At 67.6% G+C, this 15,265-nt stretch carries 12 protein-coding genes and 1 tRNA gene; 7 read left to right on the top strand and 6 right to left on the bottom strand.

All coding sequences use genetic code 11. The annotated features are described in order from the left end of the window. Positions 1-70: 70 nt before the first annotated feature. The gene (gene katG, locus SBI20_RS12665) at positions 71-2,296 is read right to left on the bottom strand and encodes a catalase/peroxidase HPI (RefSeq protein WP_317975361.1); all 2,226 of its coding nucleotides are present in this window, start codon (positions 2,294-2,296) and stop codon (positions 71-73) included. Between the two features lie 225 nt (positions 2,297-2,521). Between katG and SBI20_RS12660 the strand changes: the two genes are divergently transcribed. Then, on the top strand, positions 2,522-2,905 hold the full coding sequence (locus SBI20_RS12660; RefSeq protein WP_317975360.1) for a winged helix-turn-helix domain-containing protein: 384 nt from the start codon (positions 2,522-2,524) through the stop codon (positions 2,903-2,905). 16 nt (positions 2,906-2,921) lie between these two features. On the opposite strand, the gene SBI20_RS12655 is transcribed toward SBI20_RS12660, so the two are convergent. Continuing rightward, complete coding sequence (locus SBI20_RS12655; RefSeq protein ID WP_317975359.1) at positions 2,922-3,170, bottom strand: hypothetical protein; 249 nt, start codon at positions 3,168-3,170, stop codon at positions 2,922-2,924. Between the two features lie 2 nt (positions 3,171-3,172). Continuing rightward, positions 3,173-5,710, bottom strand: coding sequence for a DNA topoisomerase (ATP-hydrolyzing) subunit B (gene gyrB, locus SBI20_RS12650; protein WP_317975358.1), 2,538 nt, complete (start codon positions 5,708-5,710; stop codon positions 3,173-3,175). Positions 5,711-5,854: 144 nt separating this feature from the next. On the opposite strand from gyrB, the gene SBI20_RS12645 reads away from it, so the two are divergent. Continuing rightward, complete coding sequence (locus SBI20_RS12645; protein WP_317975357.1) at positions 5,855-7,279, top strand: M20/M25/M40 family metallo-hydrolase; 1,425 nt, start codon at positions 5,855-5,857, stop codon at positions 7,277-7,279. A 166-nt stretch (positions 7,280-7,445) separates the two neighbouring features. Beyond that, positions 7,446-8,081: an HNH endonuclease gene (locus tag SBI20_RS12640; protein ID WP_317975356.1), complete on the top strand. Its 636-nt coding sequence runs from the start codon at positions 7,446-7,448 to the stop codon at positions 8,079-8,081. A gap of 44 nt (positions 8,082-8,125) precedes the next feature. On the opposite strand, the gene SBI20_RS12635 is transcribed toward SBI20_RS12640, so the two are convergent. Together SBI20_RS12635 and SBI20_RS12630 are read right to left on the bottom strand one after the other, a co-directional pair. Continuing rightward, a complete protein-coding gene (locus tag SBI20_RS12635; protein ID WP_317975355.1) occupies positions 8,126-9,337 on the bottom strand; it encodes an MFS transporter in 1,212 nt (403 codons plus the stop codon). A 58-nt stretch (positions 9,338-9,395) separates the two neighbouring features. After that, positions 9,396-10,406: an NAD(P)H-dependent flavin oxidoreductase gene (locus SBI20_RS12630; RefSeq protein WP_317975354.1), complete on the bottom strand. Its 1,011-nt coding sequence runs from the start codon at positions 10,404-10,406 to the stop codon at positions 9,396-9,398. 261 nt (positions 10,407-10,667) lie between these two features. Between SBI20_RS12630 and SBI20_RS12625 the strand changes: the two genes are divergently transcribed. Beyond that, entirely contained in the window at positions 10,668-10,808 is a 141-nt protein-coding gene (locus SBI20_RS12625; protein WP_317975353.1) for a hypothetical protein, read from the top strand. Between the two features lie 40 nt (positions 10,809-10,848). Here SBI20_RS12625 and SBI20_RS12620 read toward each other — a convergent pair whose 3' ends face one another. After that, positions 10,849-12,108 (bottom strand): UbiH/UbiF/VisC/COQ6 family ubiquinone biosynthesis hydroxylase, encoded by a 1,260-nt coding sequence (locus tag SBI20_RS12620; protein ID WP_317975352.1) that lies wholly within the window; start codon positions 12,106-12,108, stop codon positions 10,849-10,851. Positions 12,109-12,215: 107 nt separating this feature from the next. On the opposite strand from SBI20_RS12620, the gene SBI20_RS12615 reads away from it, so the two are divergent. The 3 genes from SBI20_RS12615 (at position 12,216) to SBI20_RS12605 (ending at position 15,009) form a co-directional block, all read left to right on the top strand. Next, positions 12,216-14,405 (top strand): protein-disulfide reductase DsbD family protein, encoded by a 2,190-nt coding sequence (locus SBI20_RS12615; RefSeq protein ID WP_317975351.1) that lies wholly within the window; start codon positions 12,216-12,218, stop codon positions 14,403-14,405. 37 nt (positions 14,406-14,442) lie between these two features. Further along, a tRNA-Gly gene (locus SBI20_RS12610) sits at positions 14,443-14,516 on the top strand. Positions 14,517-14,592: 76 nt separating this feature from the next. Next, complete coding sequence (locus tag SBI20_RS12605) at positions 14,593-15,009, top strand: nuclear transport factor 2 family protein (RefSeq protein ID WP_317975350.1); 417 nt, start codon at positions 14,593-14,595, stop codon at positions 15,007-15,009. Positions 15,010-15,265 lie beyond the last annotated feature (256 nt).

Here is a 15,265-nt window from a genome sequence, read left to right as displayed (position 1 = left end):
GTTTGCAGCGACGGACGGCCAGAACAGGCAGCCCCGAAGGACTGCCTGTTCTGATCAGGAATGGCCGCGGTCAGAAGCGATCCGCGTTCATCACCTTGCCCCAGGCCAGGGCAAAATCTTCGGCGAACTTCTGGCCTGCATCGTCGCTGGCGTAGACTTCGGCAACGGCGCGCAGTTCCGAATTCGACCCGAAGATCAGGTCGACCGGCGTGGCGGTCCACTTTTCCGTGCCCGCCGCGCGGTCCTTGCCGTCATAAAGGCCCGGCTGGGCCGACTTCGACCAGACCGTGTCCATCGAGAGCAGGTTGACGAAAAAGTCGTTGCTCAGCACGCCGGGACGGCTGGTGAACACACCATTGGCCGAGCCGCCCGCATTCGCGCCCAGAACCCGCATGCCACCGACCAGCACGGTCATTTCCGGGACGGTGAGGTTCAGCGTGTCGGCCTTGTCCACCAGCGCGGAAGCCGGGTCCACGTAGGCCCCGTCCGAATAGTAGTTGCGGAAGCCATCGGCCCTGGGTTCGAGATAGCCGAACGAGGTGATGTCGGTCTGGGCCTGGGTGGCGTCGACACGGCCCGGCGTGAACGCCACCGTGACCTTGTGGCCAGCCTTGGCTGCGGCCTGCTCGACCGCCGCATCGCCGCCCAGCACGATCAGATCGGCCAGCGAAACCTGCTTGCCGCCCGTCGCCCCCTTGTTGAAGGCCGTGCGGATCGTGTCGAGCCGGGCCGTGACCTTGAGCAGTTCGGCCTTGTCGTTGACGGCCCAGCCGAGCTGGGGCTGAAGGCGGACGCGCGCGCCATTGGCGCCGCCGCGCATGTCGGTCCCCCGGAAGGTCGAGGCCGAAGCCCAGGCCGTGCGCACCAGTTCGGGGCCGGTCAGGCCCGAGGCGAGAATCTTCGCCTCCAGCTGCGCGGCATCGGCCTGGTCGATCAGGGCATAGGTCGGCTTGGGCAGCGGGTCCTGCCAGGCGAACGTCTCGGTCGGGATGTCCTTGCCCAGATAACGCGCCTGCGGCCCGAGGTCGCGGTGCGTCAGCTTGAACCACGCCCGCGCAAAGGCCTTGGCAAACAAGTCGGGGTTCTTCTGCCAGCTGACCAGAATCTTGCGGAACGCCGGGTCTTCCTTGAGCGCGATGTCGGTGGTGAACATCATCGGCGCGTGAAAAACACCGGGCAGGTGGGCATCGGGCACCATCTGCGCGGCAGCCGGATCGGTGGGGGTCCACTGGATCGCGCCGGCCGGGCTCTTCGTCCTGACCCAGGTGAAGTTGAGCAGGTTGTCGATGTATTGCTGCGTGAAGCGGGTGGGCGCCGCCGACCATGCGCCTTCGAGGCCGCTGGTGATCGTATCCTCGGCATTGCCCTTGCCGCATGTGTTCTTCCAGCCCAGCCCCTGCTGCTCGACACCGGCGGAAGCCGGATCGGCGCCCAGGCATTCATCGGGCTTGTGCGCACCATGGGCCTTGCCGAACGTGTGCCCGCCTGCGATCAGGGCCAGCGTCTCTTCATCGTTCATGGCCATGTTGCCGAACGCGCGGCGGATGTCGGCGGCGGCCGAGACCGGATCGCCATTGCCGTTCGGCCCCTCGGGATTCACATAAATCAGGCCCATCTGAACCGAGGCCAGCGGGCCCTTGAGGTTGCCCCTGGCATCGCGGCGCTGGTCGGCCAGCATCTTCGTTTCCGGGCCCCAATAGACCACGTCGGGCTGCCAGGCATCGATACGGCCACCGGCAAAGCCGATGGTCTTGAAGCCCATGTCCTCGAGCGCGACATTGCCCGTCAGGACCATGAGATCGCCCCACGAGAGCTTGCGTCCATACTTCTGCTTGATCGGCCAGACCAGGCGGCGGGCCTTGTCGAGGCTGACATTGTCGGGCCAGGAGTTGAGCGGCTCGAAACGCTGCTCGCCGCCATCCGAACCGCCCCGGCCATCGCCCACGCGATAGGTTCCCGCACTGTGCCACGCCATGCGGATGAAGAACGGGCCATAGTTGCCATAATCGGACGGCCACCAGGGCTGCGAGGTGTGCAGGACCTTGCGAATATCGGCCTTGACCGCATCGAGGTCGAGCGTGGCGAAGGCGCGGGCGTAATTGTAGTCCGGGCCATAGGGATTGGCCTGATCTTCATGCTGGCGCAAGGCGGTCAGGTCGAGGCTCTTGGGCCACCAGTCCTTGTTGGTCTGGCCCTTGGCCATCGGGGTTCCCGCGTCCTGCGCCATCGCGGGTGCCGCCACCAGCGACAGCGCCGTCGCCAGCACGGAGGACGCAATAATATTTACGCTTTTCATGATCTTAAACCCCATGTCCGAGTGTGAATACCCGGCAGGACTACGGCACGCCCCCCTCGAACAAGAAACAAATCATCCCGGTCACAGAGATCGATAAACTGGATGACTTTCGAAAAAATGATCGTTTTTCTGGAATAACAACCCATTCCGGGCACAGCGCGGCACAGAGCGGCGGCACAGGCCGGACGGCTTGAGCCATCGGTCTTGCAAGCCTAAACGCATGGCATGACTCAGGCCGCGCAGATCAAGATCAAGATTCAGCTCTATTGCGGCGAGGCCATCGCCATTGGCCCCGGCAAGGCCGACCTGCTCGACGCCATCATGCGCGAGGGGTCGATCTCGGCGGCGGGGCGGGCGATGGGGATGAGCTATCGCCGGGCCTGGCTGCTGGTCGATGTGATGAACCGCTGCTGGACCCAGCCGCTGGTCGAGACCTTTCCGGGGAGCGCCCACGGCGGCGGGGCGCGGCTGAGCGAGGCCGGCAAGGCCGTTCTGGCCCATTATCGCGCGCTTCAGGCCCGGCTGGCGGGCGAGGCCGCCTGCCACGAGGCAGAGGCCCTGACGGGCCTGCTGCGCCCCGCCCCGCTCGAACACCAGAGCGAAGGCTGAGGGCTTTTCCGGTCGCTTACTGGGTCTCGCGCTTCAGGCGGTCGGACAGGGCCGCGATTTCGGGCGGATCGAGCAGCCAGGTGCGCGTCTTGCGGCCTTCGCGGTGAACCGGGACAGTCAGCAGCACGCGGGCATTTTCGCGCGCGTGGGGCTTGTAGAGCGCGAAGTGCATCGCGCAGTCGCGGATCGTGCCGATGATCGGCGTGCGGCCTTCGAGGTCGATCATCGTTGCCGCCTGATCCCAGGGGATGGTGTCGGTGCTCATGATCAGACGTCCAGATTGGCCACGTTGAGGGCGTTTTCCTGAATGAAGTCGCGGCGCGGTTCGACCACGTCGCCCATCAGGCGGGTGAAGATCTCGTCGGTGACGTCGGCGTCCTCGACCTTGACCTGAAGCAGCGAGCGGACCTCGGGATCGAGCGTGGTTTCCCAGAGCTGCTCGGCGTTCATTTCGCCAAGGCCCTTGTAGCGCTGGATCGACAGGCCCTTGCGGCCATTGGCCAGAACCGCTTCGAGCAGTTGCGAAGGCCGGGTGATCGCGCCGTCCTTGGCCTCTGCACGCGTGGCGGCAACGGGGGTGTCCTCGCCCTCGGTCCCGGCAGCTTCGGGTTCGCTTGCCGCGGCGCTCGCGCGCACGAGGCGGGCAATGCCGGTGTAGACGTCGGCATGTTCGGCGACCAGACGGGCGAGCTTGCGTGCCTCGGCACTGGTGAGGAAGCCGGGCTCGATCATGTGATGGTCGGTCACCCCGCGCCAGGCGCGCTGGACGTGGTAACCGCCTTCTTCGCTCATCCCGGCGGTCCAGCGTGCTTCGGGGTCACCCCGGTCGAGCCAGTCGGCGGCACGGGCCAGCGCGGCCTCGCGCGCGTCGTCCGAAAGGTCGGGATCGAAGGCGCCGCCCAGCGCCAGCGCCTCGACGATGTCGGGGTTGTAGCGACGGGGGACGAAGCCCATCAGGTTGCGCAGGCGCAGCGCATGCTCGACCAGCTCGGTCAGTTCCTTGCTGCCGCGCGCACCGCCCGGCGTTTCCAGAATGCGCCCCGCGGTGCCCGCTTCAACCAGATAGCGGTCGAGCGCGGCGTTGTCCTTGAGGTAGACCTCGCTGCGGCCCTTGGCGACCTTGTAGAGCGGCGGCTGGGCGATGAAGAGGTGCCCGGCGCGGATGATCTCGGGCATCTGGCGGTGGAAGAAGGTGAGCAGCAGCGTGCGGATATGCGCGCCGTCGACGTCGGCGTCGGTCATGATCACGATCTTGTGATAGCGCAGCTTTTCGAGGTTGAACTCGTCGCGGATGCCCGTGCCCATGGCCTGAATCAGCGTGCCGACCTCGCGCGAGGAGATGATGCGGTCGAACCGCGCGCGCTCGACGTTGAGGATCTTGCCGCGCAGGGGCAGGATCGCCTGGATCTTGCGATCACGGCCCTGCTTGGCCGAACCCCCTGCCGAATCGCCTTCGACCAGGAACAGTTCGCACTTGGACGCGTCGCGCTCCTGACAGTCGGCCAGCTTGCCCGGCAGGCTGGCGATGTCCATCGCGCCCTTGCGGCGGGTCAGTTCGCGGGCGCGGCGCGCGGCCTCGCGCGCGGCAGCGGCGTCGATCACCTTGTGGATCACCGCCTTGGCATGGGCGGGGTTTTCCTCCAGCCATTCGCTCATCTTGTCGGCCATCAGGCTTTCGAGCGGCTGGCGCACTTCGGAGGAAACCAGCTTGTCCTTGGTCTGGCTCGAAAACTTGGGATCGGGCAGCTTGACCGAGACGATCGCGGTGAGGCCCTCGCGCATGTCGTCGCCCGAGAGCGAGACCTTTTCCTTCTTCAGCAGGCCCGAGCGGTCGGCATAGCCGTTGAGCGTGCGGGTGAGCGCCGCGCGGAACGCGGCCAGATGGGTGCCGCCGTCACGCTGGGGGATGTTGTTGGTGAAGCACAGGACGTTTTCGTAGTAGCTGTCGTTCCATTCGAGCGCCACGTCGATGCCGATGCCGTCGCGGTCCGCCGAAATGGCGATCGGCTCGGGGATCAGGGCCTGCTTGTTGCGGTCGAGGTACTTCACGAAAGCGGCGATGCCGCCTTCATAATAGAGATCGTGTTCCTTGACTTCGGCATGGCGCTTGTCGCGCAGGAGGATGCGCACGCCCGAGTTGAGGAAGGCCAGTTCGCGATAGCGGTGTTCGAGCTTGTCGAAGTCGAACTCGGTGACGTTCTTGAACGTCTCGTGGCTGGCAAAGAAGGTGACACGGGTGCCCTTCTTGGGCTGTCCGGCGCGGCTCGACGCCGGGTCTGCCAGCGGGGCGGGCCCGGTGATCTTGAGCGGGGCCACGGCGTCGCCATGGGCGAACTTCATCCAGTGTTCCTGGCCATCGCGCCAGATCGTCAGTTCGAGCCACTCGGACAGCGCGTTGACCACCGAGACACCCACGCCGTGCAGGCCGCCCGAGACCTTGTAGGCGTTGTCGTCGGAGGTGTTCTCGAATTTCCCGCCCGCGTGGAGCTGGGTCATGATCACTTCGGCCGCCGAAACGCCCTCTTCGGCATGGATGCCGGTGGGAATGCCGCGCCCGTTGTCTTCGACCGAGACCGAGCCATCGGGGTTCAGTTCGATCAGCACGAGGTCGCAATGCCCGGCCAGAGCCTCGTCGATGGCGTTGTCCGACACCTCGAACACCATGTGGTGCAGGCCCGAGCCGTCGTCGGTATCGCCGATGTACATGCCGGGGCGCTTGCGCACCGCGTCCAGGCCCTTGAGGACCTTGATCGAGTCGGCGCCATAGGAGTTGGTGTTGGGCGTGTTTTCGTTGGTGCTGGCCATAGTTTTGCACATAGGCACTTTGCCCGCAAAACCCAAGCCAAATGGGGCCGTTTTACACAAGCGCGCGGCACGGCGTGCCCTCTTGCCAGCGCGCCCCTTGCCCGTCACTTTCGTTGCGTTTGAAAACAGGGGAAACACAGAGACATGCGTTCTATCCTGAGCGGCGCCGCCACGGCGCTGGCGCTGGCATCGGCCCACCCGGCCCTGGCCGCACCGAAGCCGGCCGATGAAGGCGAAGCCACCTTCCGCGCGACCTACAAGGAGCTGGTGGAGACCAACACCGCCGTCTCGGACGGCTCGTGTACGCTGGCCGCCCAGCGCATGGCCGCGCGGCTGACCGCGGCGGGCTATGGGGCCGACCAGATCACCCTGTTCGCCACGCCCGAGCACCCGAAGGACGGCGGCCTCGTCGCCGTGCTGCCCGGCACCGCCAAGGGGCTCAAGCCGATCCTCCTGCTCGCCCATCTCGACGTGGTGGAGGCCAAGCGCGCGGACTGGACCCGCGACCCGTTCACCCTGATCGAGGAAGGCGGCTATTTCTATGGCCGGGGCGTGGCCGACGACAAGGCGATGGCGGCGATCTGGGTCGATACGATGGCCCGGCTCAAGGCGGAAAAGCCGCTCAGGCGGACGGTGAAACTGGCGCTGACCTGCGGAGAGGAAACCACCTGGGCCTTCAACGGCGCGCAGTGGCTCGCGGCCAACAAACGCGAGCTGATCGACGCGGCTTTCGCCCTCAACGAGACGGGCGGCGGCAAGACCAACGGCAAGGGCCTGTCCGAAGGGGGCAGGCTCGTCAGCCAGTCGATCCAGGTCGGCGAAAAGGCCGTGCAGAATTATCGCCTCGAAACCCGCAATCCGGGCGGCCACAGCTCGACCCCGGTGCGCGACAACGCGATCTATGAACTGGCCGATGCGCTGGTGCGGCTGCGGGCCTATGAATTCCCGCTCGAATTTTCGGACACGACGCGCACGTTCTTTGCCAAATCGGGCGCGGCGCGGGGCGATGCGATGGGCAAGGCGATGATGGCGCTGGCCGCCAACCCCGCCGACCACGCGGCCGAAGCCCTCGTCAACACCGACCGCTCGTATCATTCCAAGCTGCGCACGACGTGCGTGGCGACCCTGCTCGACGGGGGCCATGCCAACAACGCCCTGCCCCAGCGCGCGGGCGCCAATGTCAATTGCCGCATCCTGCCCGGCCACAGCGCGGAGGAAGTGCAGGCAGACCTGCAACGCGTGGTGGCCGACACGGGCGTGACCGTCACGATCCTCGAACCGCGCCGCCCCCAGGCCAAGGCCCCGCCACTCGACCCGGCGGTAATCGGGCCGATGGAAAAGCTCGCCGCGCGCTATTTCCCCGGCGTTCCGGTCATCCCCGACATGTCGACCGGGGGAACCGACGGGATCTTCCTCGATGCGGTCGGCATCCCGACCTATGGCGTGCCGGGCGGCTGGGGGAACCCCGATGGCAATGGCGTCCACGGCCTCAACGAGCGGATCGAGGTCAAAGCGGTGATGACCGAGCGGGCCTATCTTCACGATCTGGTGAAACTCTACGCCCAATAAGGCCCGGCTATTCAGGACCCGTGCGAGCGCAGGCTCAAACGGGTCTTGACCGGGGCCCGACAAAGGTGTTCGTAGCACATATGCGTCATGAAGCGGTCATGCCTGTCCCTCATGCCTCGGCCCGGCCGGGTTTGAGGCCGATATGGCACAGGAGCGCGAGCGGAGCATGCTGCACCAGGCGCTGATCGAGAGGGCGGCTGCGGCCAGGCCTCACAGCGGCGATAGCGCCGCCCTTCCCCGTTTGACGGCGTCCAACCGGCACCTCGACAATTGCCCCGCGCTGGTTCTCAACGCCGACTATACCCCGCTCAGCTATTACCCGCTCAGCCTCTGGCCGTGGCAGACGGCAATCAAGGCGGTCTTCCTCGAACGGGTGGACATCATCGCGACGTATGATCGCACGGTCCACAGCGCCTCGTTCGACATGCGCATCCCCTCGGTGATCGCGCTGCGGCAATATGTGAAGCCCAACGAGTTTCCCGCCTTCACCCGCTTCAACCTGTTCCTGCGCGACCGGTTCACTTGCCAGTATTGCGGCTGTGGCGACCACTTGACGTTCGACCACGTGATCCCGCGCCGTCTGGGCGGACGGACGACCTGGGAAAACGTGACCACCGCCTGCGCGCCGTGCAATCTGGCCAAGGGCGGGCGCACCCCGGCCCAGGCCCACATGCGCCTGATGGAAGAACCCATCCGCCCGACCACCTGGCAATTGCAGGAAAAGGGCCGCGCCTTCCCGCCCGGCCATCTCCATGAAAGCTGGCGGGACTGGCTCTATTGGGATGTCGAGCTGGAGAGTTGAGCGCACGGGCCCTGTTGTGCCCTGTTGGGCCCAGCCAGACTTTGTCAGGCTTTCTCGCCCGCCGCCCCTTTCAGGAACAGCGCCAGCGAAACGAAGCCGATGGTGGCCGCCAGCAGCATCGGCATGGCGGGCAGGTCGGCAATCGCCTGCGGGCCGCTGAACCGGGCGAGGGCCTGGGCATAGAGCGGCGGGCCGACGATCTGCGCGATTGAGCCGATGGATTGCACCGCGCCCTGCAACTCGCCCTGGCTGCGCGCATCGACCGCGCGGCTGTTCATCGCCGAGATCGAGGGCAGGACCGCCCCCTGAAAGGCGCCAATGGCAATCGCCAGATAGACCTGCCAGATATGCGTCGCCCAGGCATAGGCCAGCGCCGAAAGGCCCAGCGAAATCACGCCGACGATGACCGCGCGCCGCTCGCCCAGCACGGGCAGCAGATAGCGCATGCCCACCCCCTGGAACAGCGCCGCCGTCAGCCCCACGACCGCCAGCGCGATGCCCACCGCCTTGGTCGACAGGCCATAGGCGGCAATCGCGAAATAGGTCCAGATCGCCGGATAGACGACATTGGCCAGTTGCCAGACGCCCAGCGCGGCCACGTACCACAGCACCTGCCGCCCCTGCCCCTTGAGCACGGCGAGGCTGGAAAGCGCATTGGCCCGGCGCCAGTCGAACGCGCGGCGATGGTCGGCATCGAGCGATTCGCGCAAGGTGAACCAGCCGAACACGAAATTGGCGAGGCTGAGCGCGGAGGCCGCCATGAACGGCACGCGCGGCCCCAGCGTGCCGAGCAGCCCCCCCGCCGCCGGGCCGACCACGAAGCCTATGCCAAAGGCCATGCCGATCAGCCCGAAGGCCGAAGCGCGTTTTTCCGGCGGGGTGACATCGGCGATATAGGCATAGGCCGCCGAGAAACTCGCGCCCGTGATCCCCGCGATGATCCGCCCGGCCACCAGCCAGCTCATCGCCGGGGCAAAGGCCTGAAGCAGATAGTCGAGCCCGAGCGCCAGCACCGCCGCCAGCAGGACCGGACGCCGTCCGAAACGATCGGACAGGTTCCCGATGACCGGTGCGAACACGAACTGCATGGCCGCATAGCCCGCGCTCAGCCATCCAGCATATTGCGCGGCCTGCGTGATCGAGACATGGGCCAGATGCATGATCAGCCCCGGAAAGACCGGGATGACGATGCCAAAGCCGAGCATGTCGATCAGGACAATGCCCAGCACGAAGCCGAGCGAGGCGCGATGGGTCATGCGATCACCTTTCTGTCGCCCGCCCGGTGCCATGCGGCAGGGCAGGCGCGAGACAGGCTCAGCGACGGTCGAGCGCGGCCTCGCACTCGTCCAGAAGCTGGGCCATGATAGTGGCCACGGGTTCCTCGCGGGTGACCATGCCGACCGACTGACCCGCCATGATCGAGCCATGCTCGACATCGCCGTCGATCACCGCGCGGCGCAGGGCCCCGGCCCAGAAATGCTCGATTTCGAGCTGGGCGGCGTGCATGTCGACCTCGCCCGCGTCGAGACGGTGGGCCACCTCGATCTGCTTGGCGGTGAATTCCTCGGTGCCCTTGTTCTTGAGCGCGCGCACCGGGATCACCGGCAGGCGCGGATCGACCTGGACCGAGGCGACGGCATCGCGCGCATTGCCGCGGAAGAAGGCCTGCTTGAACGCGGGGTGGGCAATCGATTCGGTGGCGCAGGCAAAGCGCGTGCCGAGCTGGACACCCGCCGCGCCCATTTCGAGATAGCCGGCCACGGCCTCGCCCCGGCCAATGCCGCCAGCCACGAAGACGATGTGGTCCTGCGCCAGCGCGGGCAGGAATTCCTGCGCGAGGACCGAGGTGGAAACCGGGCCGATGTGGCCGCCCGCCTCGCTGCCCTCGATCACCAGCGCATCGGCGCCCGAGCGGAACAGCTTTTTCGCCAGCGCCAGCGTGGGCGCGAAGACGATGACCTTGGCGCCGAACGCCTTGATCGCCTCGACACTGCCCTTGGGCGGAATGCCGCCAGCCAGCACGACATGGCCCACGCCATGCTTTTCACAGACCGCGATCAGGTCGAAAAGCTGGGGGTGCATGGTGATCAGGTTGACGCCGAACGGCTTGGCGGTGAGCGCCTTGGTCCCGGCGATCTCGGCGTCGAGCAGGTCGGGGCTCATCGCGCCGCAGGCGATCACACCAAAGCCGCCCGCATTGCTGATCGCGGCCACGAGGTTGCGTTCCGAAACCCAGCTCATCGCGCCGCACAGGATGGCATATTCGGTGCCCAGAAAGGCGGCCCCGCGCGCCATGAGGGCGGAAGTCTTGGGTCTTACGGTCATTGCGATGGTGCCTCGTCTGGCATATAAAAAGGGGGGTGCACGGCAGAAATGCGCCGCGCGCTTTACGGCCCATGCCGCGTTGCGGCAAGGGCCCGCTGGCCTGCGCCATGCCGATTTGTGCAAGGGTGCGGCATTGCGGGCGCAACCGCGCCCAACACCATCAGGCCGCCAACAGGCCTTTCCTGCTTACGCACCGGCCTTTTTGCGGTATCCCCTCATCCCGTCCACACCCCAGCCCAAAGGGACCCCAGGTTTCCGGCCATGATGAAAGCCACGCTGGAAATTGTCCTGTTCCTGCTTTCGGGGCTGGCGCTGGCGGCAGCCAAAGTGGCCGCACTGGTGACCGCCGGGATGGCCGTGCCGATCCTGGGCCTGCTGTGGTGGCGGGCGCGGCGCAAATAGCGCCTGCGCCACATCACCGCCCGGCCAGCACCCCTGCGGTTTATGCCTTGAGCAGCTCGGGCAGTTTGCCACTCATCCCGCGCGCCTCGTCCATGAACCAGCGCTTGAGCGTGGGCAGGCGCTGCACACCGGCCATGCCGAGCCGGCGCACCGCGCTCGGCAGGCGACCGGGCAGGCCGAACAGGCGGGTGAGCACGTCGGTCGCGGTGGCGACCATGAACGTATCGGCCGCGCGCCAGCGTTCGTAGCGGGCGAGCAGCTGCGCATCGCCCGGCTCCAGCCCCAGCCGCGCGCCATCGGCCAGAACCTCGACCAGCGCGGCCACGTCGCGCAGGCCCACGTTCAGCCCCTGCCCGGCAATCGGGTGCATGCCATGGGCCGCATCACCCACCAGCGCGAGGCGCTGGTCGACGATCCGCACGGTGTGGTGGAAATTGAGCGGGAACGACGAACGCGGCCCGTTGAGCGCAATGGCGCCGAACACGCCGCCCATGCGCTGTTCCACTTCGGCGAGGAATGCGGCCTCGCCCATGCCCATCACCCCGGCGGCGTCCTTTTCGGAAACGGTCCACACCAAAGCCGAGCGGTGGGTGCCATCCGCCTCGTCGAGCAGGGGCAGCAGCGCGAAAGGGCCCGCCGGATAGAAGATTTCCCAGGCAACATTGCCATGGGGCTTTTCGTGGGTGAGCCCGGCGATGATCGCGCGGTGGCCATAGTCCCAGCGGGCAGGCGCAAAACCGGCTTCGTCGCGCGTCGGGCTGCGGCGGCCCTCGGCGCCGACCAGCAGGCTGCCGCGCAGCACGCGGCCATCGGCCAGCGTCACACACACGCCATGGTCGCCGCGCTCGCGCGTGGCGACGCGGGCATTGGGCAGGAACGTGATCAGGCTTTCGCGCGCGGCAGCCTCGTACATCGCCATGCGCAAGTCGCGGTTGGCATACATACGCCCCAGCGAGCCTTCCTCGGGCTTGGGACGGAAATCGATGCGACCGGGCTTGAGGCTGTCGAGCACGGCAATCGCGTCGATCGGGCAGCCCTTGGGGGCGAGCGCCTCGGCCATGCCGAGGTTGGTGTAGAGGTTCCAGCTCGCGGTCGAGATCGCCGAGGCGCGCCCGTCGAAGCCCTGCGCGGTCTGCGCCGCCGGGTCGGACGAATCGACGACAAGGCTCGACAGACCCTTCTTCGCAAGGCCGATGGCCAGCGTCATGCCGACCAGGCCACCACCCAGGATCACCACATCGCCGCTCAGCGCCGGAGTCACACCGTCCTGCCCGACCTGATCGACCGCCTGTTCACTCATCACTTCACTCCAACCCGTGCGCGCGCGCCCATCCGGCCATGCCCTCCCCCGGCCCAGCCCGCAAGCCCCCAGACAATTCCCCCCCAATCTGGACGGGGACCATCAGCTTGCCTACATCTTCTCCCATCAGGCCGATGGCGGCCTTGCGCAGCATGATCGAGGATGGCTTGCCCCACTTGCACTGGTTCCCGACCCGCGCCCTTGCGCGCGCAACCCCGCCGCTTCGCGCGGCAATGGCCGGGATCGTGCTGCTGCTCGGGGCCCTGCTGGGCGGCCCGCTGGCACAGGCCGCGCCCACCCACATCCACGCCAGCCTGCTCGCCGAGGGGCCCGCCCGCCCCGGCCAGAGCGTGACCATGGCCGTGCTGATGGAGCCCGAGCCGGGCTGGCACGGCTATTGGAGCAATCCGGGCGATGCAGGGCTGCCGCTCTCGCTCGAATGGACGCTGCCCTCCGGCGCCAGGGCGGGCGCGCTCCAGTTCCCGGTGCCGCGCACGCTGATGCTGCAAGGGCTGATGAACCATGTCTACGAGCAGGCCTATGCCGTGCTCGTGCCGGTCACCGTGCCTGCCGACGCGCGCCCCGGCGCGAGCCTGCCGGTCAGCGCCAAGGCCCGCTGGCTGGCCTGCACCGAACAGATCTGCGTGCCCGAAGAAACCCTGCTGATGGGCACGATCAGCGTAAGCGGCGCGAGCGACACACGGCAGGCGCCCGACACCCGCTTTACCGGATGGCGCGCGGCCCTGCCCGCCCCGCTCGACCGGCCCGGCCATTTCGCCGCCACGCCCAGGGGCCTGTCGCTGGCGATCCCGTTCCCGGCCAGCGCCAGCCTGCACGATCCGCACTTTTTCGTGAGCGGTCAGGGGCTGGTCGACTATGCCGCGCCGCAGACCTTCCGCCGCACCGGCGACTGGCTGATCGTCGATCTTGCCGCACCGAAACAACCGCTTCTGGCCGAACATCCCCAGAGCCTGAGCGGGGTACTGTCGCTCGGGCCGGGCGCAGGCGGACTGGCTGTTGTCGCCACGCCGGGCGCCGTGCCTCAGGGCGGCACCGCGATCGAAACCGGCGCGACAGTGACCTTTTCATGGGGCACGCTGGCCCTAGCCGTGCTCGGCGCGCTGGTCGGCGGGCTGATCCTCAACGTGATGCCCTGCGTGTTCCCGATCCTCAGCCTCAAAGCCATGGCGCTGGCCCGTGGCAACAGCCGCCATGCCCGCGCCGAGGGGCTGGCCTATGCCGCCGGGGTGATCCTGGCCTGTATCGCGCTGGGCACGGCGCTGCTCGCGCTGCGCGCCGGGGGCACCCAGGTCGGCTGGGCGTTCCAGTTGCAGAATCCGGGCGTCGTCGCGCTGCTGATGCTGCTGGCCGTGGCGATCACCGCCAATCTGGCCGGGCTGTTCGACCTGCCCGGCCTCTCGCTCGCGCGCAGCGGCAAGAGCGTGGGCACGCTGGGCGGCGCCTTTGGCACGGGGCTTCTGGCGGCCTTTGTGGCCACGCCCTGCACCGGCCCGTTCATGGCCGCGGCCATGGGCGTGGCGCTGGTGCTGCCGCCGGTGGCGGGGCTGGCGGTCTTTGCCGCGCTCGGGCTCGGGCTGGCGCTGCCGTTCCTGCTGATCGGCTTCGTGCCGCCGCTGCGCCGCCTGCTGCCGCGCCCCGGCCCGTGGATGGAGCGGTTCCGCAAGATCATGGCCGTGCCGATGGGGCTGACCGCGCTGGCGCTGGTCTGGCTGGCCTGGCGACAGGGCGGCTGGGGTCTGGCCGGATCGGCGGTTACGCTCAGCCTGATCCTGATCGCCGCGCTGTGGCTGGGTCGCCGCCGCCGCGCGCGCGGCCATGCCGTGCGTGGCTGGCTGGCGCCACTGGTGCTGGCCCTGTGTGCCGCAGCGCTGTTCTGGACGCCCTACCTTGCCCATCGCCCCGATGCCGAAGCAGGCGCTCTCCCCGGCGCCCGCCCCTTCAGCCAGGCCGCGCTCGACCGCGCACGCGCCTCGGGGCATCCGGTGTTCCTCTATTTTACCGCCGACTGGTGCCTCTCGTGCAAGGTCAATGAACGCCTCGCCATCGACACGGATGCGACAGCCGCCGCCTTTGCCAAGGCCCATGTCCAGGTCCTGACCGGCGACTGGACCCGCGCCGACCCGGCGATCACCGCCTTCCTGACCGCGCAAGGCGCAGCCGGTGTCCCGCTCTACCTGTGGTACGCCCCCGGCGCCGCCCAGCCGCAGACCCTGCCGCAGGTGCTCACCCCGCAGACCCTGCCCACCCTCGCACAAAAGGCCGCACAAGACAGTTGACCGCCCCGCCCCCCTGTGGCAATCGCCCCCGACCCGAGCGGGTGTAGCTCAATGGTAGAGCAGCAGCTTCCCAAGCTGAATACGAGGGTTCGATTCCCTTCACCCGCTCCATCTCCCCCCTTTTCGTTGAAACGTGGCTGGTCGTGGGGCTTGTCCGTGCGGGCTTTGCGCGGGTAGGGCGCGGGGTATGACTTTGTTTTCTTCTTCGGGCGGGGCTGCCCAGGCGGCGGAACTGGCTGTCCGGTTGCAGCGGGGCGTGTTCAATCGGGCGCTGGCCGAGGGGGATCTGGCGGCGATCGGGCCCTTGCTGGCGCGTGATGTCGTGCTGGTGACGGGAACCGACAGTGCGGTTCTGGCCGGGCGCAAGGTGCAACTGGCGGCGTGGAAGCGCGAGTTTTCGGCCGCGCGGCGCACGATTTACGTCCGCACGCCCGACACCATCGCGGTTTCCGGGGTGGAACCCATCGCGCTCGAACAGGGCGAATGGCAGGGGATCGAGGCGGCCAGCGGCGCGGTCGAGGCGCAGGGGCGCTATTGCGCGAAATGGCGGCAGGTCGATGGGCAATGGGTCATCATTGCCGAAATCTTCGTCACGATGGCCTGAAACCCGCACCACATCCACACGCGTGAACGACAAGACCGGGGGTGAGCCAGCACCCGTCCGGCCCTGCGCGCGCAGGCGACCAGATCTGCCAGGCGCGCCGGGCCAACGCGGCCATGCTGGCGTCTGTGTCATAGCCGAAACAGTGGGTGCGGCCATCGGGCAGCGCGGCGCGGAACCAGGCCCAGCCGGGAGGCAATTCAGCCCCGAAAGAGAGCCCTGAAACGGAGGCAGAGCAGGCCGGCGCGTGCATGGGAAA

The sequence above is a fragment of the Novosphingobium sp. IK01 genome, assembly GCF_033242265.1.
Classification (GTDB): domain Bacteria; phylum Pseudomonadota; class Alphaproteobacteria; order Sphingomonadales; family Sphingomonadaceae; genus Novosphingobium; species Novosphingobium pituita.
The sequence above is the reverse complement of the archived record's forward strand: the minus strand, read 5'-3'. Positions and strand labels throughout refer to the sequence as shown.